At 57.0% G+C, this 25,184-nt stretch carries 28 protein-coding genes and 1 riboswitch; of the genes, 12 read left to right on the forward strand and 16 right to left on the reverse strand.

Going from position 1 to position 25,184, the window contains the following annotated elements; all coding sequences use genetic code 11:
* Nucleotides 1-3: 3 nt before the first annotated feature.
* Nucleotides 4-567 (reverse strand): cob(I)yrinic acid a,c-diamide adenosyltransferase, encoded by a 564-nt coding sequence (locus JYG33_RS15610; protein ID WP_207873094.1) that lies wholly within the window; start codon nucleotides 565-567, stop codon nucleotides 4-6.
* 6 nt (nucleotides 568-573) lie between these two features.
* Nucleotides 574-1,098, reverse strand: coding sequence for a GNAT family N-acetyltransferase (locus JYG33_RS15615; protein WP_207873095.1), 525 nt, complete (start codon nucleotides 1,096-1,098; stop codon nucleotides 574-576).
* Nucleotides 1,099-1,209: 111 nt separating this feature from the next.
* Between JYG33_RS15615 and JYG33_RS15620 the strand changes: the two genes are divergently transcribed.
* Nucleotides 1,210-1,515, forward strand: a complete 306-nt coding sequence (locus JYG33_RS15620) for a copper-binding protein (RefSeq protein WP_207873096.1) — start codon at nucleotides 1,210-1,212, stop codon at nucleotides 1,513-1,515.
* Between the two features lie 279 nt (nucleotides 1,516-1,794).
* Here the strand turns inward: JYG33_RS15620 and hslU are convergent, their stop codons facing one another.
* The 5 genes from hslU to JYG33_RS15645 form a co-directional block, all read right to left on the reverse strand.
* Complete coding sequence (gene hslU, locus JYG33_RS15625; protein WP_207873097.1) at nucleotides 1,795-3,132, reverse strand: ATP-dependent protease ATPase subunit HslU; 1,338 nt, start codon at nucleotides 3,130-3,132, stop codon at nucleotides 1,795-1,797.
* A 17-nt stretch (nucleotides 3,133-3,149) separates the two neighbouring features.
* Nucleotides 3,150-3,683 (reverse strand): ATP-dependent protease subunit HslV, encoded by a 534-nt coding sequence (hslV, locus tag JYG33_RS15630; RefSeq protein ID WP_009462614.1) that lies wholly within the window; start codon nucleotides 3,681-3,683, stop codon nucleotides 3,150-3,152.
* A 223-nt stretch (nucleotides 3,684-3,906) separates the two neighbouring features.
* Nucleotides 3,907-4,344 (reverse strand): RNA polymerase-binding protein DksA, encoded by a 438-nt coding sequence (gene dksA, locus JYG33_RS15635; protein ID WP_042488105.1) that lies wholly within the window; start codon nucleotides 4,342-4,344, stop codon nucleotides 3,907-3,909.
* Between the two features lie 79 nt (nucleotides 4,345-4,423).
* Nucleotides 4,424-5,521: a GTP-binding protein gene (locus JYG33_RS15640; protein WP_207873098.1), complete on the reverse strand. Its 1,098-nt coding sequence runs from the start codon at nucleotides 5,519-5,521 to the stop codon at nucleotides 4,424-4,426.
* Between the two features lie 199 nt (nucleotides 5,522-5,720).
* Nucleotides 5,721-6,212: a Fur family transcriptional regulator gene (locus JYG33_RS15645; RefSeq protein WP_207873099.1), complete on the reverse strand. Its 492-nt coding sequence runs from the start codon at nucleotides 6,210-6,212 to the stop codon at nucleotides 5,721-5,723.
* A gap of 79 nt (nucleotides 6,213-6,291) precedes the next feature.
* Here JYG33_RS15645 and JYG33_RS15650 point away from each other — a divergent pair, with 79 nt between their 5' ends.
* Genes JYG33_RS15650 through JYG33_RS15665 form a run of 4 tightly spaced genes read left to right on the forward strand, consistent with a single transcriptional unit; the run spans nucleotide 6,292 to nucleotide 9,089 of the window.
* On the forward strand, nucleotides 6,292-6,441 hold the full coding sequence (locus JYG33_RS15650; RefSeq protein ID WP_207873100.1) for a hypothetical protein: 150 nt from the start codon (nucleotides 6,292-6,294) through the stop codon (nucleotides 6,439-6,441).
* Between the two features lie 4 nt (nucleotides 6,442-6,445).
* Nucleotides 6,446-7,168 carry a metal ABC transporter ATP-binding protein gene (locus JYG33_RS15655; protein WP_207873101.1) on the forward strand — a complete coding sequence of 241 codons (723 nt, stop codon included), beginning with the start codon at nucleotides 6,446-6,448 and terminating at the stop codon, nucleotides 7,166-7,168.
* Entirely contained in the window at nucleotides 7,168-8,067 is a 900-nt protein-coding gene (locus JYG33_RS15660; RefSeq protein WP_207873102.1) for a metal ABC transporter permease, read from the forward strand. The genes JYG33_RS15655 and JYG33_RS15660 overlap by 1 nt, the downstream gene beginning before the upstream one ends.
* Nucleotides 8,067-9,089, forward strand: coding sequence for a metal ABC transporter substrate-binding protein (locus tag JYG33_RS15665; protein ID WP_207873103.1), 1,023 nt, complete (start codon nucleotides 8,067-8,069; stop codon nucleotides 9,087-9,089). Before JYG33_RS15660 ends, JYG33_RS15665 begins: the two co-directional genes overlap by 1 nt.
* 1 nt (nucleotide 9,090) lies before the next feature.
* On the opposite strand, the gene JYG33_RS15670 is transcribed toward JYG33_RS15665, so the two are convergent.
* The 5 genes from JYG33_RS15670 to JYG33_RS15690 all read right to left on the reverse strand — a co-directional run bounded on the left by JYG33_RS15670 (nucleotide 9,091) and on the right by JYG33_RS15690 (nucleotide 13,469).
* Nucleotides 9,091-10,044 (reverse strand): tyrosine recombinase XerC, encoded by a 954-nt coding sequence (locus tag JYG33_RS15670; protein WP_207875889.1) that lies wholly within the window; start codon nucleotides 10,042-10,044, stop codon nucleotides 9,091-9,093.
* Nucleotides 10,045-10,115: 71 nt separating this feature from the next.
* Entirely contained in the window at nucleotides 10,116-10,793 is a 678-nt protein-coding gene (locus JYG33_RS15675; protein WP_207873104.1) for a DUF484 family protein, read from the reverse strand.
* Nucleotides 10,794-10,795: 2 nt separating this feature from the next.
* Nucleotides 10,796-11,719 carry a diaminopimelate epimerase gene (dapF, locus tag JYG33_RS15680; protein ID WP_207873105.1) on the reverse strand — a complete coding sequence of 308 codons (924 nt, stop codon included), beginning with the start codon at nucleotides 11,717-11,719 and terminating at the stop codon, nucleotides 10,796-10,798.
* An 8-nt stretch (nucleotides 11,720-11,727) separates the two neighbouring features.
* A complete protein-coding gene (locus JYG33_RS15685) occupies nucleotides 11,728-12,618 on the reverse strand; it encodes a lysophospholipid acyltransferase family protein (protein ID WP_207873106.1) in 891 nt (296 codons plus the stop codon).
* Nucleotides 12,615-13,469: a lysophospholipid acyltransferase family protein gene (locus JYG33_RS15690; protein WP_207873107.1), complete on the reverse strand. Its 855-nt coding sequence runs from the start codon at nucleotides 13,467-13,469 to the stop codon at nucleotides 12,615-12,617. Before JYG33_RS15690 ends, JYG33_RS15685 begins: the two co-directional genes overlap by 4 nt.
* A 237-nt stretch (nucleotides 13,470-13,706) precedes the next feature.
* Here JYG33_RS15690 and metK point away from each other — a divergent pair, with 237 nt between their 5' ends.
* The 4 genes from metK to metF all read left to right on the forward strand — a co-directional run bounded on the left by metK (nucleotide 13,707) and on the right by metF (nucleotide 17,912).
* Nucleotides 13,707-14,870 carry a methionine adenosyltransferase gene (gene metK, locus JYG33_RS15695; RefSeq protein WP_207873108.1) on the forward strand — a complete coding sequence of 388 codons (1,164 nt, stop codon included), beginning with the start codon at nucleotides 13,707-13,709 and terminating at the stop codon, nucleotides 14,868-14,870.
* A gap of 261 nt (nucleotides 14,871-15,131) precedes the next feature.
* Nucleotides 15,132-15,223: riboswitch (S-adenosyl-L-homocysteine riboswitch) on the forward strand.
* 74 nt (nucleotides 15,224-15,297) lie between these two features.
* Nucleotides 15,298-16,695, forward strand: a complete 1,398-nt coding sequence (gene ahcY / locus JYG33_RS15700) for an adenosylhomocysteinase (protein ID WP_207873109.1) — start codon at nucleotides 15,298-15,300, stop codon at nucleotides 16,693-16,695.
* 42 nt (nucleotides 16,696-16,737) lie between these two features.
* Nucleotides 16,738-17,076 (forward strand): phage holin family protein, encoded by a 339-nt coding sequence (locus JYG33_RS15705; protein WP_009462594.1) that lies wholly within the window; start codon nucleotides 16,738-16,740, stop codon nucleotides 17,074-17,076.
* Complete coding sequence (metF, locus tag JYG33_RS15710; RefSeq protein WP_207873110.1) at nucleotides 17,073-17,912, forward strand: methylenetetrahydrofolate reductase [NAD(P)H]; 840 nt, start codon at nucleotides 17,073-17,075, stop codon at nucleotides 17,910-17,912. Before JYG33_RS15705 ends, metF begins: the two co-directional genes overlap by 4 nt.
* A gap of 145 nt (nucleotides 17,913-18,057) precedes the next feature.
* Here metF and JYG33_RS15715 read toward each other — a convergent pair whose 3' ends face one another.
* A complete protein-coding gene (locus JYG33_RS15715; protein WP_207873111.1) occupies nucleotides 18,058-18,687 on the reverse strand; it encodes a 5-formyltetrahydrofolate cyclo-ligase in 630 nt (209 codons plus the stop codon).
* A gap of 70 nt (nucleotides 18,688-18,757) precedes the next feature.
* Between JYG33_RS15715 and JYG33_RS15720 the strand changes: the two genes are divergently transcribed.
* Complete coding sequence (locus tag JYG33_RS15720) at nucleotides 18,758-20,788, forward strand: transglycosylase SLT domain-containing protein (RefSeq protein ID WP_243430199.1); 2,031 nt, start codon at nucleotides 18,758-18,760, stop codon at nucleotides 20,786-20,788.
* Between the two features lie 11 nt (nucleotides 20,789-20,799).
* The gene (locus JYG33_RS15725; protein ID WP_243430200.1) at nucleotides 20,800-21,942 is read left to right on the forward strand and encodes a tRNA CCA-pyrophosphorylase; all 1,143 of its coding nucleotides are present in this window, start codon (nucleotides 20,800-20,802) and stop codon (nucleotides 21,940-21,942) included.
* 214 nt (nucleotides 21,943-22,156) lie between these two features.
* Here JYG33_RS15725 and JYG33_RS15730 read toward each other — a convergent pair whose 3' ends face one another.
* Nucleotides 22,157-23,371 carry an SAM-dependent methyltransferase gene (locus JYG33_RS15730; protein ID WP_207873112.1) on the reverse strand — a complete coding sequence of 405 codons (1,215 nt, stop codon included), beginning with the start codon at nucleotides 23,369-23,371 and terminating at the stop codon, nucleotides 22,157-22,159.
* Nucleotides 23,372-23,375: 4 nt separating this feature from the next.
* Entirely contained in the window at nucleotides 23,376-23,597 is a 222-nt protein-coding gene (locus JYG33_RS15735) for a hypothetical protein (protein WP_207873113.1), read from the reverse strand.
* A gap of 119 nt (nucleotides 23,598-23,716) precedes the next feature.
* Here JYG33_RS15735 and JYG33_RS15740 point away from each other — a divergent pair, with 119 nt between their 5' ends.
* On the forward strand, nucleotides 23,717-24,286 hold the full coding sequence (locus tag JYG33_RS15740; protein WP_207873114.1) for a class I SAM-dependent methyltransferase: 570 nt from the start codon (nucleotides 23,717-23,719) through the stop codon (nucleotides 24,284-24,286).
* 96 nt (nucleotides 24,287-24,382) lie between these two features.
* Here the strand turns inward: JYG33_RS15740 and JYG33_RS15745 are convergent, their stop codons facing one another.
* Nucleotides 24,383-25,165 (reverse strand): sulfite exporter TauE/SafE family protein, encoded by a 783-nt coding sequence (locus JYG33_RS15745; protein WP_207873115.1) that lies wholly within the window; start codon nucleotides 25,163-25,165, stop codon nucleotides 24,383-24,385.
* Nucleotides 25,166-25,184 lie beyond the last annotated feature (19 nt).

The following is a 25,184-nucleotide window of genomic DNA, read 5'->3' on the forward strand; positions in this document are numbered from 1 at the left end:
CTGTCAGCTCTTGTCTTGCTCGTTGCGCTTGGGTTCCCAGAGCACGTCAGAGCGGCCTGCATGGCGGTTTAGCGTACGTGCCAATACAAACAGCAAATCAGACAGTCGATTCAGGTACAGACGCGGGCCATCCTGCGGCAAAGACTCTGAGGGCACGGCCACGACACTACGTTCCGCACGACGTGCCACGCAACGCAAGACATGCGCTTGTGCTGCTTCCGGACTGCCGCCGGGCAAAATAAACTCTTTCAAGATGCCCAAAGGTTCGTTGTAATGGCGAATCGCCTTGTCCAGGCGTTCCACATGGCTGCTGCCTATAACCTGATGGCCGGGAATGCACAGCTCTGCGCCCATATCGAACAAGTCGTGCTGGATATCGGATAGCAAGGTATCCACATCTTCTGGCAGCGCCATGCTGCGCAACACACCTATATGGCTGTTGAGCTCATCCACATCGCCCAGAGCGTGAATCAATGGAGCCGTTTTGGGCAGGCGGCTGCCATCGCCCAGGCCCGTCGTACCGTCATCGCCAGTACGAGTGCTGATAATGGAAAGTCGAGTGGACATGATGCCTTATGCCTCGATAGGGCGGGGGGTGCCATTGGCCAGATTGCTCAGAGCATCGCCCGTGACTCGTACGATGCGCCACTCTTCCATCACCTGGGCACCCTGGTACTTGTAAAAGTCGATGGCGTTCTGGTTCCAGTCCAGCACCACCCATTCCAGACGACCACAGCCTTGAGCGACGGCCAACTGAGCCAGGTGACGCAGTGCGGCAGCACCCAAACCGTGTTTGCGGTGGGTGGGGTCTATGTACAAATCCTCCAGATAGATGCCGCGGCGATCTAAAAAGCTGGAGTAGTTGTAAAACCACATAATGTAAGAAATTGGTGCGTTGGGCTGATCTTCCGGGGTGATGACCAGGCAGTAGGCACTGGGCTCATCGGAGAAGAAGCTGTTGCGTAGCGACTCGACGCTGGCCTTGAAAATATGTTCCAGTTTCTCGAAGGCGGCCATATCGCGCATCAGGCCCAAAACGGCCGGAATGTCTGCGGGGGTGGCTGGACGCAGCACATACCCTTTAATAAATTCGCTCATGCTTTTGCAAAGGTTTAGCGTTATGCTTGATCGGAAACAGACGCATCAGGCGTCCGAAAGTAGGCATTATGAGCTAATTGTCTGGCTCTGCCCAATTTGCAGGAGTTAAAAATGGCATGGACGAAACGAAGCGCTGCCTTGGCGCTGGGAACTCTGGGTGTAGTGGCGGGCTCGGCCTATGTCGTGGTCGCCCAGGCTCAAGAGGCCAGTGCATCAGGTGAAGTGCGCCGACTGGATGCCGAGGCTGGCAAGATCACCATCAAGCATGGTGAGATCAGCGACCTGGAGTTGCCCGCCATGACACTGGTCTACAAAATTGATCCCGCCTTGCTGGCCAACATCAAACCGGGCGACAAGGTGAAATTCACCGCCAAGCGTGATGGTGGCGATTACGTGGTCACCAAGATCAGCAAATAAGGTGGATTCAGCAGGTGGATAAAAAACCGGGTTCACCCGGTTTTTTTTATGTCCTATCCAGGAGAGCCGTCAGTCTGCTCTGGTCGGAGGGGGGCGATCTGACGATCACTAAGCTTGATGCGTTTTGCCAGGTCAGAGTTTGTTGAAAACTTGGGTGCAATCGCCTGCTGGGGACGGTGTTGGTTCTTACCCGAACAAGAATGGAAAAAGGGGCAGAAAAATCTGCCCCTTTTGTTTGTCCGGCAACAAGCGGAACAAGCGTTGGATCTAGTGCCGGATTTACAGCACGTAGCGCGCCAGATCCTGGCTGGCTGCCGTTTCTTGCAACTGCTTGTTCACGTAGTCCGCATCAATAACCACGCTTTGCTCGCCGTGGCTGCCAGCGCTGTAGGACAGTTCTTCCAGCAGTTTTTCCATGACGGTGTACAGGCGACGGGCACCAATGTTTTCAGTACGCTCGTTGACCTCGAAAGCCAGCTCGGCCAGACGCTGGATACCGTCGGGACGGAAGTCCAGTTGCACGTCTTCGGTGCCCAGCAAGGCAGCGTATTGCTTGGTCAGAGATGCGTCCGTGGTCGACAGAATCTGTACAAAATCCTGGGCGCTCAGCGATTCCAGTTCCACACGGATAGGGAAACGTCCTTGCAGTTCAGGAATCAGATCCGATGGACGGGACAGGTGGAAAGCGCCCGAGGCAATAAACAGGATGTGGTCGGTACGCACCACACCGTATTTGGTGGTGACATTCGTGCCTTCCACCAAAGGCAGCAGGTCTCGCTGTACGCCTTGACGGGACACATCGCCGCCACTGCCCTGGCTCTCGCCACGTGCGGTGATCTTGTCGATCTCGTCCAGGAACACGATGCCGTTCTGCTCGGCGTTAGCCACCGCAGCCGTGCGCAAATCGTCTTCATTGACGCGACGGGCCGCTTCTTCTTCGGTCAGTTGCTTGAAGGCTTCCTTGACCGTCAGCTTGCGAGCCTTGGTTTTTTCCTGACCCATGCCGGAGAACATGCCGCGCAATTGCTCGGTCATCTCTTCCATACCGGGAGGGGCCATGATTTCCATGCGAGGCATGGCTTGGGCCATCTCGATTTCAATCTCGGTATCGTCCAGCTTGCCTTCACGCAAACGTTTGCGGAACACCTGACGTGCGGAGTTGTCCTCACGCTGGGGCTGACCGTGGGCATCGCGCGAGGGCGGTACCAGTACGTCCAGAATGCGGTCTTCAGCCGCTTCCTCGGCCTGGGTGCGCACACGGCGCATTTCGATTTCGCGGGTTTGCTTGACCGAAATATCCACCAGATCGCGGATGATGGTTTCAACGTCGCGGCCTACATAGCCCACTTCCGTGAACTTGGTAGCTTCGACCTTGATGAAAGGCGCATTGGCCAGCTTGGCCAGACGACGGGCGATTTCGGTTTTACCCACGCCGGTGGGTCCGATCATCAGAATGTTCTTGGGCACAATCTCGCTGCGCAGGGGCTCGGCCACCTGCTGGCGACGCCAGCGATTGCGCAGGGCCACGGCGACAGAACGCTTGGCCTTGCCCTGGCCAACGATATGCTTGTCCAGTTCGGAGACGATTTCTCCGGGAGTCATATTAGGTGTAGACATGGTGGGGTATCCGGCTGTCAGAGTGTTTCGACGATATGGTTCTGGTTGGTGTAGATGCACAGATCGCCTGCAATCTCCAACGACTTTTTAACGATGTCCGCAGGGGCCATATCGGTGTTTTGCAGCAAGGCCATGGCGGCAGACTGGGCATAGGAGCCGCCTGAGCCAATGGCGGCCAAGCCATGTTCGGGTTCGAGCACGTCGCCATTGCCGGTCAGTACCAGAGTGTGCTCCTTGTCAGCCACCAGCAGCATGGCTTCCAGACGGCGCAGAACGCGGTCGGTACGCCAGTCGCGCGTCAGTTCGACGGCGGCACGCAGCAGGTTGCCCTGGTGCTTTTCCAGCTTGGCTTCAAAGCGCTCTTGCAAGGTGAAGGCGTCAGCCGTCGCACCGGCAAAACCGGCCAGGATGCTGTCGTTGTACAGACGGCGAATCTTGCGGGCCGTGCCCTTGATGACAATATTGCCCAGTGTGACCTGACCATCGCCGCCGATGGCGACCTGATCTCCGCGGCGTACACAGACAATAGTAGTGGCGTGAAATTGTTCCATGATTTCCTTCCTTTAAGGTTCCCATCTGGGGGTCGGGCAGGAAATTTCAAGCGCATGACAGAACGAAGTTTTTGTCGGGTGCTCTGTTGCTGCGCTGAACCGGGGCGAAGGAGGGCACGCTGCTGCGTTGATACGGGCCGGTGTGGCCGGACTAAATGGCAAAAAAAAGCCCGCCAGAATGATCGGGCGGGCTTTTCATCAGGGTGATGGGCTTTGCAGCCTATCAGTCCCCAAACATCTTTTGACGCTTCTCGCGACGTTCCTGGGCTTCCAGAGACAGGTTAGCCGTAGGACGTGCCAGCAAACGGGGCAGGCCGATGGGCTCGCCCGTTTCCTCACACCAGCCGTATTCGCCCGAATCGATCAGGGCGATGGACTGTTGCACTTTCTTGAGCAACTTGCGTTCGCGGTCGCGGGTGCGCAGCTCCAGAGCGTGTTCTTCTTCGATCGTGGCACGGTCTGCCGGGTCAGGAACGAACTGGGTTTCACGCAGGTTTTCCGTTGTGGCACCCGCGTTAGCCAGAATTTCCTGTTCAAGCTGGCGCAAGCGATGCTTGAAAAACTCCAGCTGGGCGGCGTTCATGTAGTCTGACTCAGGCATCGCCAAAAGCTCCTGCTCGGTCAGCAGGGTTGTAGTACTGTCATGTGACTTAGTTGCCATGATGCTTACCTCTTGTTGACGTCTGGGAGCCTGTAACTGTTGTCACGCGCAATCGCTCCGCATTTACTGAATAATTAATTCAAACCAGGCAGTTCTCCAAGCCCTGGGTGAATATGTCTTGTGGCAATTTGCGGCCAATAAAGACCAGCTTGGTGCCTTTTTTATCTTTGGCCAGCCAGGCATTGCCAGGCTCGGCGCTCATCATCATGTGTACGCCCTGGAAGAGCATACGGCGATTGATGCCCTTCAGATACAGAATGCCTTTGTAGCGCATCAGATCTGGTCCAAATACTTGGACAATGCCGGACAGGAAGTCTTCCAGACGCTCGGGATCGAAAGGACGATCCGAACGGAACACGAAAGCACCGATCTCGTCATTGTGAGCAGCGTGCTGGTGATGGTGATGATGGTGGTGACCGCAGTCAGGACCGCAGTCGCCTTCGTCACCGTGCGCATGATCGTGGTGGTGATCATGGCCATCATCGGCATCGGGATGTTGCTCGGCCAGGAATTGCGGATCGATGTCCAAAATGGAGGTCAGGTTGAAACCGCTGACTTCCAGCACTTCCTGGATATTGGTTTCACCAAAGTGAACCGGCGTAATGGTGGCTCGCGGGTTGATGCGGACCAGACGGGCACGCAGGGCCTCGTAATCCACATCATTGACCAGATCTTTTTTGGAGATCAGCAAGCGGTCTGCAAAACCAACCTGTTTCTGGGCTTCTTCTTGTTGGTCCAGTGTGGCCATGCCGTGTTTGGCATCCACAACGGTAATGACCGCGTCCAGCCGATAGTAGTCGGCAATATCATCGTCCATGAAGAAGGTCTGGCAGACCGGGCCGGGGTTAGCCATGCCGGTGGTCTCGATGATGACGCGCTCAAACTTCAGTTCGCCCGCCTGGCGGCGAACGCGCAAATCGTTCAGGGTGCGCATCAGGTCGCCGCGCACAGTGCAGCAGACGCAGCCGTTGCTCAGCTCGACGATTTCTTCCTGGGAATCTTGCACCAACAATTCATTGTCGATGCCCTCAGGTCCGAATTCGTTTTCGATGACGGCAATGCGTCGACCGTGATATTCGCTCAGGATGCGCTTGAGCAGCGTGGTTTTGCCAGCGCCCAAAAAACCAGTCAGAACAGTGACTGGAACCATGTTTTTCAGATCTGATGCCGCGTTCATAAACATGCCTCGCAGTGGCGGGCGAAAGGTACAAGGCACGGCTCCAACCGCGGCTTCCTGCACCCATCTGCTCCGCACGAAAACAACGTGCGATTACATCACAGCCTTGCCTGTTGGGCAAACGGTGATCTGTAAAAATTCACAGAGGTTTGCCAATAGATCGGGGAATATATACTGATTGGCGGCAAAATACCACGTTTTAGGGGGCAGATAAGGGTTTTCGCTCGTTTTTAGCGGCAACGCAACGTTGGCACAGACCGCGCAATTCGGTTTCGTGGCCAGACAGGGCAAAGCCTGCCCCACGTACACAATCAGCCAGCTTCTGGCTCAAGTCCGGAGCACACAGTTCCACCACGGTGCCGCACTGGGTGCAGACAATCAGCAAGTCGTGGGGGTGGCCACCGGCATCCACACAGGCCGTCCAGGCATTGACGGCATCCAGACGGTGGATCAGACCTTCTTCTGTCAGAAAGTCCAGGGCGCGGTAAACGGTTGGGGGCTTGGCACCTGGCTGGAACTCACGAACCAGATCCAGCAGTTCGTAGGCGCGCAAGCTGCGCTGGGCCTGAATCAGGATTTCCAGCACCTGGCGGCGAATTGAAGTCAGCCGTTTACCGCGCTCCAGACAAAGCTGTTCTGCGGTCGCAAGCTGGTCTTCAATGGCGTTGGGCGTAAGAATATGTACAGGCATGGCGCTTGATAGGTGGTTTGTTATGTTATAACATCTTTGGAAAAATAAATTTCCACTCTCGCCGCATTATCCCTGTTTCATGTCCTGTTCTCAATTTTCCTCGACTTCCCGTAGTCCGGCACCGCGCCGTTCGCTTTTGCTGGCCTCGGCCGGGCAGCGCGTACTGGGCGCTGTGTGCGTGGCCGCCGCCTTGTGGGCAATGACGGCCTGGGCATTGGGCGCGTGGTAAACCCATGACGGACAATCAGACCTTGATCGAACTCGATCATGTGGCGCTGGGCTGGAAAGACAAGATCGCCTTGCGGGATATTAGCGGCTGTTTCACTCGCGGCTCCCTGACAGCGATTGTCGGGCCGAATGGAGCGGGGAAATCTACCTTGCTCAAGGGGCTGACTGGGCAAATCAATCCTCTTAAAGGCCGCATTGTGGTTGATAGCGGCTTTCTGCATCAACTGGCCTTGTTGCCGCAGATGGGCGATCTGGACAAGAGCTTTCCCGTGACAGTGCATGATCTGGTCGCAATGGGAGCCTGGAAACGTGTGGGTGCCTGGGGTGGTTTCCCTAAAGCAGAGCATGAACGTATTGGCCATGCGCTGGAGCAGGTGGGTCTGGCTGACTTTGCGCGACGCTCGATTGGAACCTTGTCGGGCGGTCAGTTACAGCGTGCCTTGTTTGCCCGCATGATCATGCAAGATGCCCAGATCTTGCTGCTGGATGAACCGTTTGCAGCGGTGGACCGCGCAACCTCGGACGAATTGATGAAGCTGATTCTGGACTGGCACCAACAGGGCCGTACCGTGATGGCCGTGCTGCATGATCTGGATATGGTGCGTAGCTGTTTTCCGCAAACCGTGCTGCTTGCCGGACAGGTGGTGGGTTGGGGTGAAACCGAGGCGGTATTGACCCCGGAGAACTTGCATCTGGCTCGCCATTTGTGTGCGGGGGACTACCTGTGATGGCGCTCATGGACATCCTGTTTGGCCCCTTCATCGATTTTGGATTCATGAAACGTGCCTTGGCAGGCTCGTTTGCCTTGGCCGCTGCGGCCGGGCCTTTGGGTGTTTTCCTGGTTTTACGCCGTATGAGCCTGATGGGCGATGCCATGGCACACGCCATCTTGCCCGGTGTAGCGGTTGGTTTTCTGACAGCCGGTCTGTCGCTAAGCGCGATGGCGCTGGGTGGCATGATTACGGGTCTGGTTGTGGCTTTGCTGGCTGGCCTGGTGGCCCGCCTCACCCCGCAACGCGAGGACGCCAGTTTTGCAGCCTTCTATCTGGTGTCCTTGGGGCTTGGGGTACTGCTGGTTTCGCTGCGTGGCTCCAATATGGATTTGATCCATGTGCTGTTTGGCACGGTGCTGGGCCTGGACGATGCTTCTTTGCTTCTGGTCACCAGTAGCACAACGGTCACGCTGATTATTCTGGCCCTGGTGTTCAGACCGCTGGTGCTGGAGTGCATGGACCCGATTTTTCTGCGTACCCAAGGTGGGCGCGGCTCCGTGGTTCACATGCTGTTCCTGTTCATGCTGGTCATCACGCTGGTGGCTGGCTTTCAGGTTCTGGGAACCTTGATGGTGGTGGGGATCATGATGCTGCCCGCTGCCTCGGCCCGGTTCTGGGTGTATTCCGTGGGACGCCAGATGCTGGTGGCGGCCTTGCTGGGCATGGTCAGTGCGTATCTGGGTCTGCTGTTCTCGTATTACTACAACGTGCCTGCCTCGCCCGCGATCATCCTGGCGGCCGGCGCGTTTTATTTTCTTTCTATCACCCTTGGCCCCCAAGGCGGTTTGCTGCGTGCTTATTCCCAATGGCGTGCACGGCGTCGGCGCATGGCCTCTCTCTTGGAGCACGATTGATGAAAATGCGAGACATCTATTCAGGCCGTACGGTATTGGCCCTGGGATTGCTGGCGGCCAGCTTGTCGGTACAGGCTGAGCCTTTGCGAGTGGTCAGCAGCTTCTCCATCCTGAACGATATGGTCAAGGAGATTGGCGGGGATAAGGTGATGGCCAGCACTATCGTGCCAGCCAATGGTGATGCCCACTCTTTTGAGCCGCGTCCTAGCGACGCGAAGACCTTGGCCAGCGCGCAGTTGTTGGTGATTAATGGTCTGGAGTTTGAAAGTTGGCTGCCACGTTTGCAGCAGGCTGCGGGCTATACGGGGCCGCAGGTTGTGGCGACAGAGGGTATTACGCCTTTGGCTTTTGAGGGCGGGCATGACGACCATGCTGGCCACGATCACGATCACGATCACGATCACGACCATGAGCCTGCGCATGATCACGCTCATGATCATCAACACGCGGATGAGAAAGATCACAGTGGCCACGCCCATAGCCATCAGCATGGCAGTCAGGACCCGCATGCCTGGCAAAGCCTGGGCCTGGCACAGATCTATGTTCGTAATATCAGCAAAGGTCTGGAACAAGCTGACCCGGCCAATGCCGAGTACTACCAGCGTCGCGCCAAGGATTACGCGCAGCGTATCCAGGAACTGGACGACTCCATCAAGACTCGTTTGCAGGCCGTGCCCGTTGAAAAGCGCAAGGTGATTACCTCGCACGATGCTTTCTCTTATATGGGCAAGGCGTATGACATGCGCTTTATTCCCTTGGTCGGCGTGTCCAGCCAGGCAGAGCCGTCGGCGCGCGATATTGCACAGATTATTCAGCAAGCACGCAGCGAGCAGATTCAGGCCATCTTTGTAGAAAATACGGTTAGCGCGAAACTGGTGGAGCAGGTGGCTCGGGAAACCGGCGCGAAAGTCGGTGGCACACTGTATTCCGACGCCTTGGGTGCGCCTGGATCAGGTGTAGATACCTACTTGGGCATGATGCGCTCGAACACGGATCAACTGATCAAAGCCTTGCAGCCCTGATTCATTCATCCGGCTTGTCGCTGGCCCGGTTTTTGCGTTGTGCCCGAGGGTGGGCCTGATCGTAAGCCTGGGCCAGATGCTGGAAATCCAGACGGGTGTAAATCTGGGTCGTAGAAATATTGGTGTGACCCAATAGCTCCTGTACTGCCCGCAAGTCTTGAGCCGATTGCAGCAGATGGCTGGCAAAGCTGTGGCGCAGGCTGTGCGGGTGTACATGCACGGGCAGACCACTGGCACGGGCATAGTTTTCCAGCTCTTGCTGCACGACACGCGGGTGAATACGTGCACCGCGGGCCCCTAGAAACAGGGCTGCGCTGGCATCGGCGCTGGTCGCCAATGATGCCAGTGTCGTACGTTTCCCCAGCCATTGCTGCAGGGCATGCAGAGCTTTCTCGCCTATAGGCAGACGACGCGTCTTGCCACCTTTACCACTGACCACCAGTTCATGATCCTCCATCAATAGCCAGCTTTTGGACTGGTATTGCGGGTCCTGGTGATAGTGCGTATCCAGGCTGACCAGTTCGGCCAAACGCAGGCCACTGGAATAAAACAGCTCAAACATGGCCTGATTGCGCCAGCTAACAGGGTCGTCCTGTAGGGGGGCGCTGGGTCTGTCCAGTAACTGCTGGGTTTGGTCTACGGACAAGGCTTTGGGCAGAGGACGTCCGATCTTGGGCGCCTTCAGGCTGGCCGCCGGATTCAAGGGCCAGCCCAGTTCCTTGGTGCGCGACTGATAATAGCCACGCCACGCCGCCAGAATGCGGGCCAGGCTGCGAGGTGCCAGGCCTTGAGCATGCAAGCGCGCAGCAGCTTGCCGCAATTGAGTCTGATTGAGCGTGTCGGGATCGATGCCAGGGTATTGCGCCAGCAAATGGCGCAAGTCATTGCGATACGCACTGAGCGTGTGTTCCGAATAACGTTTCTCATGGCTTAGTTGATGCAGCCAGCTTTGCATGGCAGGGCTGAGGGCCTGGGGGGCGGCGGGCTGCCTGGAAGGCTCCCCGGAAGGGGAGCGGTCTTGTTTCTTCAGGCCGGACATTCGCTTTGATTAACGGTGCTGGGCTTGTGCAAACGCTGCAGGGCGGCGCTGCACAGTTCGCCAATACCTTCCAGAAAGTCGGTGCCCATATCGGCTGTAAAGCGTGTGGCTTCGGGTGAACCCAGAACCAGCAGGCCAAACAGGGTGCTGGAATCGGGGCACTTCAAGGGCACGATTGCCACAGACTGCGCGTCTTGTTGCAGATCCGCCAGGAACTCCTGTTCGCGCCTGGCCCCACAATAGGGATTGATCAAGGTGTAGCCCCAACTGGCCACCGGGTCATCGGCCAGTACCTCGTCCGGGTTCCAGCAATGCAGACGCACCACGGGCATTTCAAAAATGCGCTCCAGGCTGCTGCAAATCAGTTCGGGCAGGGCGGCAGGATCGGACTCGGCCAGCATCTGGCAGTTCCACTGGTGCAACTGGCGCGAGATTTTCTCGTTGCCACGGGCATTGGCGACCAGGGTTGCTAATTGACGTTCGGTTTTCTTGCCGCGTTCACGCAGCAATATGATTTGGCGTTCGCCCAGGGAAATGGCGCGGCTTTGGTGCGGATGGGGCACCATCAGCTTGGCGAAAACATCGGCGTGCGCGTCGAAGAAATCAGGGTTGGCTTTCAAAAACTGGGCCACTTCCACGGCGCTAAGGCTGTTGGGGGTATCCATGTCTAGAAGGTTTCCTTTCTGGCTAAGGATGCACACAGTGCATCTATATCGACTTGTCCGGTAAAGACAGTTTGGGCCGGGCCGCTCATGCGTAGCGCCTGTCCGTCCCATTCAATGCGCAGACTGCCTCCACGAGTATCCACGACAACCGGGCTTTGGAGCAATCCCCGGCGTATGCCCGCTACCACAGCCGCACAAGCCCCTGTGCCGCAAGCCAGGGTTTCGCCTGCCCCGCGCTCATAGACGCGCAGCTTGATATGGTGAGGATCAATAATCTGCATGAAACCCGCGTTCACTTTGTTGGCAAAACGAGGGTGGGATTCGATGAAGGGGCCTACGGTGGCAACCGGAGCCTGTTTCACATCGTTCACGACCTGCACGGCATGCGGGTTGGAGATCGAGACCAGCGACAAGGCTACAGGGGCGGTTTGGTCGGGCACTGGCAAGAGCCACAGTGAGTCTTCGCCTTGCTTGTGCGTTTCCAGCCCATTGTTGTCAAAGCCTACATCTGCCGGGGCAAAGCGGGTGGTGCCCATCATCACATCGACACCGCGCTGCGGGTCGTCATTCAGGCTGATGATGCCGGTACGAATTTGTGCGCGTAAAGGGTTGGCCGATGACAGGCCCTGTTCGTGTACAAAGCGGACAAAGCAACGTGCGCCGTTGCCGCAGTGTTCAACTTCGCTGCCATCTGCATTAAAGATACGGTAGCGGAAATCGGCCCCTGTTTCGGTGGCGGCCTCGACCAGCAGAATCTGGTCGGCCCCAATACCGAAATGACGATCTGCCAGGGCGCGGGCCCGTTCAGGCGTCATCTCAATCGTCTGCGTCACACCATCCAGCATGACAAAGTCATTGCCTGCTCCGTGCATTTTGCTGAAACGCCAAATCGAGGAAGCGGGCTGGGGAGTGGTGGGGCTGTGCATGATGGGGTCTAGTAGATGCCGGGTTGACCTTCGGGTCGGGTTTTGAAGCGCCGATGAACCCAATAATACTGCGGCGGGTCCTCGCGCACATATTTTTCAATCAGTGCATTCATGCGCTCGGTGGCTTCTTCCAGCGAGCCTTCGCCAGGGAAGTCGGACATGGGTTCCAGTACCTGAATATGGTAGTGGCCGGTTTCCGCATCCACGCGTGAAATCACCGGGATAACCAAGGCATCCTGATTACGGGCGATCTGGGCGGTGGACAGGAGGGTGGCGGCAGGCACGTTGAAAAAGGGCACAAAGGCCGAGCCTTTGCTGCCGAAATCCATATCGGGCAAGTAATAGATAGGTTGGCCTTTTTGCAATGCACGCATCAAACCACGAATACCGTCCTTGCGGGAAATCAGCGGTACCGAGGAAAAGCGGCTGCGGCCTTCATACATCAGACGATCAACATGGGGATCGCGCTGTGGTGTGTAAAAGGCTACCAAAGGCGAGATCGACATGGACAGCCGGGTGCCAGCGGCATCCATACCCAGAAAGTGGGGCACCAGCAGCATGACTTTGCGCCCTTGTTCCAGCGCCTGGGTAATGTGTTCTTCGCCCGTCAGGTGCAAGGTGTTCAGGATGGTGCTGGGTAAACCGAACCAGAGCAGGCCGCGGTCCAGATAGGATTGTGCCAATAGCCGAAAGTGCTGCTTTTCCCATTCGCGCCGGGTACTTTCCGGGGTGTCGGGAAAGCACAGGTCCAGATTGGTGCGTACAATGTGACGGCGACGGGAGGCGAAGCGATGCACCAGACCACCCAGTACAGATCCCCAACGCTGGCGCGTCCGTACCGAGGCGCGGCCAAAGTAGGAAAAAATGGATTTGAGCAGCGGGTAGGAATTAAAACTCATGGTGTGGCATCGCCAGGCAAAGGGGGCGCGTCATGCGGAACCTTGTAGCGGTTGTAGGCCCAGAGGTACTGGGTCGGAAAGCGCCGGATCAAGGTTTCCATGGAGGCATTGATCAAGGTGGCCAGTTCGGTAGGATCTTCAGGCAAGGGTTCAGGCAAGCGGAAGGTGTGAATATGAAAGCCGCGGCCTTTGGGCAGACGCTCTGTGGCCGTCACGATGATGGGCACATTGGATTGTCGGGCCAGTTTGCCTGCCAAGGTCATGGTCAGGGCAGGGCGACCAAAGAAAGGCGCCCAAACGCCATCTCCTCCGCTGGGAACCTGATCGGGCAGCATGCCGACCGACTCGCCTCGGCGAAAAGCACGAACTAGTTCGCGCACGCCTTTGATATTGGCTGGGACTGCATGCAGGCCTGGTAGTTCACGCGACTCCACCATCAAGGGTTCCAGAAACGCCTGACGGGGTGGGCGGAACATCACAGTCATCGGGTCCACGCCGGAAAAATAGCGCGCAATCATTTCAAAACAGCCCAGATGCGGAGTCAGATAAAGTATGCCGCGACCTTCGGCCAGCGTTTCCTGGACCATGGGCAGATTGTCGATTGTGCAGCGGTCCAGACAGGCTTGTGGATGCAGCCAGACGCGCGGGGTTTCCACAATCATGGCACCTGTTTCTCCGGCGGCTTGCCGAAAGAAAGCAGGAGAGTCGTAGCCCGCTTGGCGACAGTGGCTTTGCAGACGGCGGCGATAGCGTCCGGGAAAGGCGTAAATCAGTCGGCCTATGGTTCTACCCAGGCCATGCAGGACGGGTAAAGGCAGGCGAGCCATCAAGCGCAAAAGAGCCACTAGCATGGGCCAGGCAATCCTTTAATGTGAAGTTTTGCTGAAATGATTACGTATTTTCGCTTAAAATGGATTGTATCGCTGAGTTAAACGACAACTTGCGGAGCGATCGGGCGGCAAGCTGCCCACTATAAACCGCTAAAGCGTCGCGCCCCGTCTATCGTATCCACATCGCTGGCTTCGAGGTGCAACGCAGTTTGTTCAACCTCGTGCTGATTATCAGCCCTTATTAAAGGAAGCTACGCTGTGAACAACAACGACTTTCTCTTTACATCCGAATCCGTCTCTGAAGGCCACCCCGATAAGGTTGCCGACCAGATTTCCGACGCCATCCTGGACGCTATTTTCGAGCAAGATCCTCAGGCGCGTGTTGCTGCCGAGACCTTGTGCAATACCGGTCTGGTGGTGCTGGCTGGCGAGATCACGACGCACGCCAACGTGGATTACATCCAGGTTGCCCGCGACACCATCAAGCGTATTGGCTATGACAATGGCGACTACGGCATTGATTACAAGTCCTGCGCCGTTCTGGTGGCCTACGACAAGCAGTCGCCCGATATCGCTCAAGGCGTGGATCGCAGCCCTGAAGAGCTGCTGAACCAAGGCGCTGGCGACCAGGGCCTGATGTTTGGCTACGCTTGCGACGAAACCCCTGATCTGATGCCTGCTCCCATCTGGTACGCCCACCGTCTGGTGCAGCGTCAGAGCGAACTGCGCAAAGATGGTCGTCTGCCCTGGTTGCGTCCTGACGCCAAGTCCCAAGTGACGTTCCGCTACGTGGATGGCCGTCCGACAGAAGTAGACACCGTGGTGCTGTCCACGCAGCATGCTCCTGAAATGTCCCAGAAAGACATTCACGAAGCCGTGATCGAACACATCATTCGTCCTTGCTTCCCTTCGGACCTGCTGACTGAAAAAACCCGCTTCCTGGTGAACCCCACCGGCAAGTTCGTGATCGGTGGTCCTCAAGGCGATTGCGGCCTGACAGGTCGCAAGATCATTGTGGACACCTACGGTGGCGCATGCCCTCACGGTGGTGGTGCTTTCTCCGGTAAAGACCCCTCCAAAGTGGACCGTTCCGCAGCCTATGCCGCTCGTTATGTCGCCAAGAACATCGTGGCCGCCGGTCTGGCGCGTCAGTGTCAGGTGCAGTTGAGCTACGCCATTGGTGTAGCCGAGCCAATCAACATCACCATTTACACCGAAGGCACCGGCGTGATTCCGGATACCGAAATCGCCAAACTGGTCCGCCAACATTTCGACCTGCGCCCACGCGGCATCATCGAAATGCTGGACCTGCAGCGCCCCATCTACACCAAGACGGCTGCCTACGGTCACTTTGGCCGCAGCGAGCCCGAGTTCAGTTGGGAAGCGACAGACAAGGCCCAAACCTTGCGTCAGGCTATTTAAGTCGCGGAAATACCCGGCCGTTCAGGCCCTTGGTAGAGAAAGCCAGTCAGTTGAATCTGACTGGCTTTTTTATTGCCGGTTCATGCTGTTCTGATTTGATCGTGCGCATAGCAAGGACGGTTGATGTGATCGGGACCCAGTGTCTGTCAATACACGAGCCAGGTGCTTGCACCGTTCTTGCGATAAAAATATCGTGCTTTCCTGGCCGGGTCCGCTTCCCAAGACGATCCAAACAGGTACAATCACCCACATTAATTTGCCATCCCTGAGGGGCGTTGCGACAAGACTGCGGTCTTGCCAGGCTCGGGGCATGGATAGGTGGTATCCACCTTGGAGAACGACGCTCACCACGACCTGCATGGCGGGCTGCTGGTGAGAATTCATTTGCTCTCCGTGCAGTCTGCGTGCCGTATAACGGAGCCCGACTGTGACTTTTACCGATTACAAAATTGCCGATATCTCTTTGGCTGAATGGGGCCGCCGCGAGCTGACCATTGCCGAGACTGAAATGCCAGGCCTGATGGCCACCCGCGAGGAATTTGCTGCCTCCCAGCCCCTGAAGGGCGCGCGCATTGCTGGCAGTTTGCACATGACGATTCAAACCGGGGTTCTGATTGAAACCCTGACGGCCCTGGGCGCTGAAGTGCGCTGGGCATCGTGCAATATCTTCTCCACTCAAGACCACGCTGCGGCTGCTATTGCTGCCTCCGGTGTGCCTGTGTTCGCCGTCAAGGGCGAAACGCTGCCCGAGTACTGGCAATACGCCCACGATATTTTTGATTGGCCCGGCGAGCAAGCCAACATGATCTTGGACGACGGTGGCGACGCAACACTGTTGCTGCACCTGGGTGCCCGTGCCGAAAAAGACCTGTCCGTTCTGGACAAGCCAGGCAGCGAGGAAGAGCGCGTCATGTTCGCCTCTATCCGTGCCCGTCTGGAAACTGACAAGACCTGGTACTCCACCCGTCTGAGCCAAATTCAGGGCGTGACTGAAGAGACCACCACTGGTGTGCACCGCCTGTACCAGATGGCCAAGAAAGGCGAACTGGCTTTCCCCGCCATCAACGTGAACGATTCGGTCACCAAGTCCAAGTTCGACAACCTGTACGGCTGCCGCGAGTCCCTGGTGGACGGTATCAAGCGCGCTACCGACGTGATGGTTGCAGGCAAGATCGCTGTGGTTTGCGGTTTCGGTGACGTGGGTAAAGGTTGTGCTCAGGCTCTGGCCGCTCTGCGCGCCCAGGTTTGGGTTACTGAAATTGACCCTATCTGCGCCCTGCAAGCCTCGATGGAAGGCTACCGCGTTGTGACCATGGAAGAAGCCGCCGACAAGGCTGATATCTTCGTGACCGCTACCGGTAACTACCACGTCATCAACCGTTCGCATATGGATCGCATGAAAGATCAGGCCATCGTGTGCAATATCGGTCACTTTGATAACGAAATTGACGTGGCTTCGATTGAAGACCTGGAATGGGAAGAGATCAAACCTCAGGTTGACCACATCATTTTCCCTGACGGCAAGCGCATCATCTTGCTGGCTCAAGGTCGTCTGGTGAACCTGGGCTGCGCCACTGGCCATCCTTCGTTTGTGATGTCGGCTTCGTTCACGAACCAGACCATTGCACAAATTGAATTGTTCACTCGTGGCGAGCACTACGAAACAGGTAAAGTATATGTACTGCCCAAACACCTGGACGAAAAAGTGGCACGTTTGCATCTGAAGAAACTGGGTGTGAATCTGTCTACCTTGTCCCAGGCACAGGCGGATTACATCAACGTACCTGTGCAAGGGCCGTTCAAGGCCGAGCACTACCGCTACTAAAACGCATCGGCGTCTTCGGACGCTTATTCTTGGAGCCCTATCATGACTTTGCTACTTGTCTGGATCCTGAATGCTGTTGCCTTGCTGGTTGTTGCCTACATTCTGCCCGGTATTACCGTGGCGTCGTTTGGCTCGGCCCTGATAGCAGCGCTGGTACTGGGTTTGCTCAATACCTTGGTCAAACCTTTGCTGATTGTGCTGACCTTGCCCATCACCATTGTGACCTTGGGCTTGTTTCTGCTGGTACTTAACGCTTTGGTATTCTGGTTTGCGGGCTCCATCCTTAAAGGCTTTCAGGTTGAAGGCTTCTGGTGGGCCGTGATCGGGGCTATCGTCTACAGCTTGGTCTCCGGATTGTTGTCGGGACTGTTAATGAAATGAGCAATAAGCAAACCTTGAGCCTGGAGTTTTTCCCGCCGCGAGACATCGCGGCGCAGGAAAAACTGGTGCGTACCGCCAAGTCCCTGATGGGTTTGAACCCCGCCTATGTCAGCATGACGTTTGGAGCCGGTGGCTCCACCCGTGCGGGCACGGTCGATGCGGTAGCACTGCTGCAAAAACTGGGCTTTGATGTGGCACCGCACTTGTCGTGCATCGGTACGGCACCGGCACAGCTTAGCGAGATGCTCGACAATTACCGCGACCAGGGCATCCGCCGTATTGTTGCCCTGCGCGGTGACTTGCCTTCGGGTATGGGCGGTGACGCGGGCGAGCTGCGCTATGCCAGCGATCTGGTGGCTTTTATCCGCCAGAATTATGGGGAACACTTCCATATCGAAGTGGCGGCCTATCCGGAAATGCACCCCCAAGCCACCGGCTTTGGGGACGACCTGGGTCACTTTGTGAACAAGGTCAATGCAGGTGCGCATGGCGCGATCACCCAGTACTTCTTTAACCCGGACTCCTACTTCAGTTTTGTGGAACGAGCCCAGGCACAAGGCGTCACGATTCCGATCACGCCGGGTATCATGCCCATTACCAATTCGTCCCAGTTGCTGCGTTTCTCGACCATGTGTGGTGCGGAAGTGCCACGCTGGATTCGTCTGCGTCTGGCTGATTTTGGTGATGACCGTGCATCGATTCGCGCGTTTGGTATCGATGTGGTGGCACGTTTGTGTCAGGACCTGCTCGATGGCGGGGCGCCTGGCATTCACATGTACACCTTGAACGGGGCCGATGCGAGCATGGCTATTCTGCCGAATCTGACCTGGCGCTAAGCACTTCGCGTAGCAATAAAAAAACCCGCCTGATGGATTTGGCGGGTTTTTTCATGGGGCGGCTATATGGCCTGTACCTTTTCCGGTTTCATTGACGGCTTTGTAAACAGAGCTTTCGATTAAACAGTTTGTGGTAGCGGGTTACTTATAGTTCCGGAGCGGGCACAGCCCAGCCTTTATCAGTCAAAATACTGTCCAGACGCTGATCGTGCTCGGCAGGCTGGTAGGATTGGCCCGACAAGTCGCCCACCGCCCAGGCAATACCGATACTGGTAAAGGCGTGGTTTTGTTCTTTCAGTGCAGCCAGGGTTCGGTCGTAATAACCTTTGCCATATCCCAGGCGGTCGCCCTGCCGGGTATAGCCCAAGGTCGGGACCAGAACGATGTCGGGTCGCATGGCTTTGGTGGAAGTGGGGATTTCAATCCCGTAACGTCCCTGTTCCATCTCTGTTTCGGGTGTCCACTCTACAAAGCTCAACGGAGCATTTGTTTCGGTGACCACGGGCAAACAGACATTCAAACCTTCTTCTTCGACCCATTGAACCAATAAGGGGCGCAGATCAGGCTCTTGTGCCATTGGCCAGAAAGCGGCAATGGTAGTGGGTTCGGCACGACCTTGTTCACGCAGGCGGCTGCGGTTGGTGGCCAGCCAGGTAAACAAACGGCCCCGGATCAGCAAAGCGCCCCGGTTGGTATCAATGGCGGGCTGTCCTGCACGCAGGTCTTTTAGTCGCGTGCGCAGCGCGGCTGCGTTATGCTCTACGTTCTGAATCATGGGTGATTTTCTAAAGGCCGTCACTATGGGTATCAACCAGCTAAAGTACCAGAAATCCCCGGCTTGGGGCATGGCATCCGCGCTCCCTCGTCCGTCCTTGAGCGCCCTGGTGGTGTTTGCTCTGGGTTTGGTCGGCTGTGCGGGTTCGCAATCGCCACAAGCCCAGACTCATTCTTCGGAGGCTGCCCCCGCTCAACAAGCGATGGTGTTGCAGCCTGCCAAAGAAGCCGTACGCCGTTGGGATCGAGTCCCGGCCGTTCCTCCCGTTGCGCGTCAGGCTCTGGTCGACGCCCGCGATGCGGTGCAAGCCAAACGCTGGGCAGCGCTGGATGCCTTGGCTCCGGTAGCGGCGGATGACCCTGTGCTGGGTTCTTATGCTCAGTACTGGCGCTTGCGCCGCATCCTGCAAGATGCCGCGACGCCAGTGCCGGATGAACAAGTTCGTTTGTTTCTGGCCAGCAATCAGGATGAATACCTGGAAAATCGCCTGAAGTCGGACTGGATTGTGGCGGCAGCTCGCACCGGCAACTATGCCCTGGTGCGTGAACTGGCTCCTGTGCATGCCCCGACTTCAGCCGTGAAGTGTGCCGTTGCGTCGGCTCAGAACGTGGCCGGTCAATCTGTGGATGTAGCAGATTTGCTGGCTTCCTTTGCACCCAGCCAGGCCTGCTGGTCGGCGCTGGATCAACTGTATGCTCGTAAAGTTGTCAGCAAGAATCAGGTCCGTGATCTGATGCGTGATGCTCTGGAAAATAACCGCACAGCCCAGGCTCGCCGTCTGGCGGCGATTATTTTCACTGCGCCGCAGATGAAGGATTACACCGCCTTGATGGCTGCACCACAGAAGTGGCTGGATCGGAACGTCAATAACAGTTCGGTAAACCCGGAACTGGTTGCTTTGGCTCTGTCCCGTTTGGGTCGCGGTCAGCGTGATACTGCCGCGGCATATATTGATCGCACCTGGGCAGGCAAAATTCCTCAGGAAAACCTGAATTGGGTGTGGGGCCAGTTTGGTCTGATCAGTGCCCTGCGAGTAGAGAGTGATGCCGCGACGTGGTATCGCCGCTCCGGTCGTACCGCCATGACTGATTACAACAACGCCTGGCAAGTACGCGCTGAGTTGCGTCAGCCCAGCATCGAGTGGAAGCATGTCTCTGCTGCCATCGACAAGATGAATGATGCGCAGAAGGCCGAGCCGGTGTGGGTGTACTGGTCGGCTCGTGCGCATGATGCCTTGGGTCATAAAGATCAGGCTCGTGCCAAGTTCCAATCCATTGTGGGCGATCTCAACTTTTACGGGCAGTTGGCAACCGAAGAGTTGGGAATGACGCCTTCCTTGCCCCCTCAGCCACAGCCTTTGACGCCTTTGGACATGCAGGATGCCCGTACCAATGCAGGCCTGTTGCGGGCGGTGGAACTGTTCAAGCTGGGCTGGCGTCCTGAAGCTGTGCCAGAGTGGAACTTTGCGCTGCGCGGCATGAACGACAGACAGCTACGTGCTGCGGCAGAGTTCGCGCGTGAGCAGCATATTTACGACCGGGTGGTGAATACCTCCTTGTTGACCAAGAACGAGATCGACTTCAGCCAGCGCTTTATCGCTCCTTTTGAAGGCCGTGTGACTGAGCAGGCCAAGTCCATCAATCTGGACCCGGCCTGGGTCTATGGCCTGATTCGTCAGGAATCGCGCTTCATTACTGATGCACGTTCCGGCGTGGGGGCATCAGGTTTGATGCAGTTGATGCCTGCAACGGCCAAATGGGTGGCCAACAAGATCGATATGCACGATTTCTCGCCTGCGCGGGTTAACGAGTTCGAGGTCAACACCGTACTGGGCACCAATTACCTGAATATCGTTTTAGGTCAGTTGGGCGGCTCTCAGGTTCTGGCGTCGGCCGGTTATAACGCAGGCCCTGGCCGTCCGATTCAGTGGCGCTCGCGTTTGAACGGTTCGGTGGAAGGGGCGATTTTTGCCGAGACCATTCCGTTTACCGAGACGCGCCTGTACGTGAAAAACGTCCTGTCTAACGCCACGTACTACGCCATGATGTTTAGCGGTCAACCTCAATCGCTGAAAGGGCGTTTGGGTACGATTGCGCCTTGATGACTCAGCCCATGCTTGATGAACGGCAGCAAACCGCATTGGCGGCCCTGATGGGGCCGCCAGATCTTGTACTGGAAGGCTTGCAGGTCTATGTGGTGGGCGGTGCGGTACGTGATGCCTTGTTGGGCATGCCTGCGGGCGATAAAGATTGGGTCGTTGTCGGTGCCCGCCCCGAGGATCTGGCCGCCCGAGGCTTTGTCCCTGTGGGCGGTGACTTCCCGGTTTTTCTGAAGCCCCATAGCAAAGAAGAATTTGCGCTGGCCCGAACCGAGCGCAAGTCGGGCCGTGGCTATAAGGGCTTCACCTTTTACACCGGTACAGACGTTAGCTTGGCCGACGATTTACGCCGTCGTGATCTGACCATCAACGCCATGGCTGTCGATGCCGCAGGCAATCTGCACGATCCTTTGAATGGCCTGGCTGATTTGCAGGCCCGCCTGTTCCGTCATGTAGGCTCTGCATTCAGTGAAGATCCGGTGCGTTTATTGCGTCTGGCACGCTTTGCTGCGCGCTTTACCGACTTCACCGTGGCAGACGACACCTGGGCCTTGGCGCGTGATCTGGTGGAGCAGGGCGAGGTCGATGAGCTGGTGCCGGAGCGTATCTATCTGGAAATTGCTAAAGGTTTGTCGTCCAGCCAGCCCGCTCGCATGTTCGAGGTTCTGCGGGAAGTGGGGGCGCTGGAGCGCGTCATGCCCGGTTTGCTCTATAGCGACAGCATTGGCAAGCAGGTTCAGATCGCCAAAGACAGACGTTTGGAGATGGCAAGTTGCTTTGCCGTCCTGTGTCATGGTTCAGACGCTCCCGGACAGGTTGCCGAGCAGATTCGAGCACCGTCTGAATGGCGTGATCAGGCCCGTTTGTTGCCGCTGCTCTTGGCCAGTCCCGCCTTACTGCAACCACGCAGCGATGTGGAATCGGCTTTGCAAGTCATGGAGTCGCTGGATGCCCTGCGCAAGCCCGAACGCTTTATTCAATTGATCAGTGCGGCCGCTTGTTTGGAGGCTGTCCCGGAGCTGGAATGGGATTTTCTGCGCAAGGTGATGGCCAGTGTGGATGCCGGGGCGGTTGCCGCACAGTACAAGGCCGAGCCAGGCAAAATTCGTGAAGCGGTGCGAGCTGCCAGGCTGGCGGCTTTGGAGCAACTTGTGTAGTTGGGAACAGCCTGAAGAGCAAATTCAGAAAAACAAGCGGCCTATTGGCCGCTTATTTTTTCCCCTGCTGTATTCGTCTCGGGTGCGATGTTTCGAGGGATTTCTTTTGTCACGGTTGCTGTACGTAAAAACGGCAAGGTATATGCCTTGCCGTTTACTCATCTCTGCTTATGAGCTTGGAGGAAGATGCACTTGAAGAGTATCCAAGGCAGCGTTACAGACGCTCGCGTCTATCTCCGTTCATTGTGCCCAGCATGGGGGCTGAAATATCGCGGCCAATCATCAGCACTTTGAACAGTTCCCCCATTTCCGCTTCAGACAGCAGCTTGTTCGCTGCGCTCATGGTCTGCGCCCATTGTTGCTGCACGGCTGGCGACGGATCTTCCGGTGGCGAGGCCAGGAAGTTGGTAACGCCACAGTTCATCAAAAAGCGTGCCTGGCTAGTGTAGCCCAGCACATCCAGCCCGGCTTCCAGTGCGGCATCGGCCATTGCGGTGAAGTCCACATGGGCCGTAATGTCCTGCAAACCCGCCAGCACCAGCGGCTCGGCATGAGCAAAGTGGCGGAAGTGGCACATCAGGGTGCCTTTATCGCGCTGTGGGTGGTAGTACTCGCGCTGCGGAAAGCCGTAGTCGATCAGAATGGCTGCACCATGCTTTAGCCAGGTCCCCATGCTGCGCACCCACGCCTCGGCTTGCAAATTGATTTCTGACAGGTAAAAAGGCTGGGCTTCCACACGCTCGGCCACCAAAGAAGCCAGATGCTCGGGAGCGGGGCGCGTGGCCAGATAAAAGGGCGCAGGCAGGCCCTGAGCCGCGCTGTCGTCCGCAGCGATGACACCTACCTCCAACACCCTGCCTTCCACATCAAAGGTGAACAGGCTGGCTGGCATGGCGTCCAGAACCTCATTGGCAATGACGCAGCCCTTAAAAGCGTGCGGAGTGCTGTCCAGCCATTGCACTTGGGCTTGTAAAGGCGCCAGACGCTCTTGCTGGCGTGCGCGCAAATCCGGGGACACTTCCAGAATGGAGTACTGCGGCTCTATCCCTTGTTTACGCAGTTCGCTAATCAGCGCTTCGGCCAGAGCCCCGCTACCTGCGCCAAACTCCAGAATGGATAGGGATTGGCTGCCTTCCAGCACTTCCATGACCTGACGGCTCAAGGTCTGTGCAAACAGAGGGGAGAGCTCTGGTGCGGTCGTAAAGTCGCCGGTAGGCTGGTTGCTACCGAATTTGGTGCTGCCGCCGGTGTAGTAGCCCAGATGCGGTGCGTACAGCGCGTGGTGCATCCATTGGTCGAAGGGCAAAAAGCCGCCCTCATCTTCGATGCGGTCCAGGAGATAGCTATTAACCTGCGCGACGTGTTTTTTCAGCTCGTCTGACAGGGGCGGTAAACCGTGTGGCAGGGCGGGGGCGGACAATACGTTCATGGCGTCAGTTGGGCTTGTCGTTAGGTGTCTCGGAAGAAGCCGGGGCGGCGCTCTTGGCGCTGGCTTTTTTGGCCTCAGTCACTTGGTGCAGGGTACGGATCATGCCCACCAACATCCCGATCAGGATGGAGGCACTGGCAGCCAGGATGAAATTGCCGAAGATAACCCACAAAGGCAGGCACAGAACGGCCATGAGCAAGATGGGTTTTTGCAGCAGAACTTTCATACACCCTCAAAAAAATAGCGTGGAACCGGGGCCAATTGTAGCCCAGGCCAGTGCCGTGCTTGAGCTTGGCTGCCGCTGCGTTACCATGAGCGTTTTGTCTGCTTAGCAAAGGGGTAGGGATGAACGACAGGGGACAGGCCAGCGCCTGGTTACAGGCATGGGCCCATTTGATTCCTAATCCGGGCACGGTCCTGGATGTGGCCTGTGGTCGCGGACGCAATGCCCGCTGGTTGGCTGAACGTGGCAATACCGTGATCGGTGTAGACCGGGATCCGGAAGCGGTGGCGGCCAGTGCTGCTTATGGCGAGATTATCCAGGCTGATATTGAAAACGGTCCTTGGCCATTTGCCGGGCGTAAATTCAATGCGCTGGTGGTGACCAAGTATCTGTGGCGCCCCTTGATGCCCACCTTGCTGGAAAGCCTGGAGCCGGGCGGAGTCCTGGTTTATGAAACCTTCGGTGTGGGCAATGAGCAATACAACACGCCGCGCAACCCGGATTTTCTGTTGCAGCCGGGCGAACTGCTGCGCTGGTGTGCGGATCTGGACATCGTGGCCTATGAGCATGGTTTCCGGGCCGACCCGGATCATATTGTTCAGCGTATTGTTGCTGTGCGCCCGCGTGAGGGTGGCTCTTTCAGCGACTACCGCCTGAACCCGCAGGACGGTGGCGGCAGTATCTGCGAATAAATCAGGCCGTGTTCAGCCCTGAGCCAAGTGCTGTGCTTGGCTCAAGACCACATATCCAGTGCAGATTGAGCGGGATTCTATTTATTGAATCCCGACTTAAAACAGATAAGTGCGGGCCAGCATGGACAGGGCGACCACCGCAGTCAAAATGCTGAAACCCTGTTGCAAGCGTACAGAAGGAATATGGGGGGCGAGTTGTCGGCCTATCACCATTCCAGCCATAGCCGACGCTACAAATACCCAACCGCTGATCGGAATGACGGCACCATGAGCCAAACTCATGGCTGACGCGCTTAAGGAAATCAGCGCTATCAGCATGAGCGATGTCGCCACAATGCTGTGCATGGACAGGTCACTGAAACGCTTCAATGCGGGCACGATCAGAAAACCGCCGCCCACGCCCAACATCCCGGAAAACAAACCGGCTACCGCGCCGATAGCGGCCAGCGTGACGGTGCCCACTGGTGTCCAGCGCAGGCGTCCCGTCTCGGGGTTCAGGCAGCAAGGGGTGTGCGTATGTGGGACTGTTGCGGGGCGACGCAGCATCTTGGTCGCAATCCACAACATGATGGCGACAAACAAGGTCACCAGGACTTTTTCTGGTAAAGCATGGCTGATGCGTACCCCCAGCGACGTTACCAGGGCACCGGTCACAGCCATGAACATGGCGGCGCGATACCGCACGATGTGCTTGTACAAACCATCCAAAGCGCCGACCAGGGCGGCGGCTCCTACGGCCAACAAGGCCACGGGTGTGGCGGCTGTCATGCTGTAGCCCATGCCCAGAACCAGAGCTGGAACGGCCAGAATACCGCCGCCTGCGCCGGTCAAACCTAGCGAGAGGCCAGTCAGAATTCCCAGGATGATTGCGAGCACCATAAGCCAGAGAGCGTGATCC

The organism is Alcaligenes sp. SORT26 (assembly GCF_017377875.1).
Classification (GTDB): domain Bacteria; phylum Pseudomonadota; class Gammaproteobacteria; order Burkholderiales; family Burkholderiaceae_B; genus Alcaligenes; species Alcaligenes parafaecalis.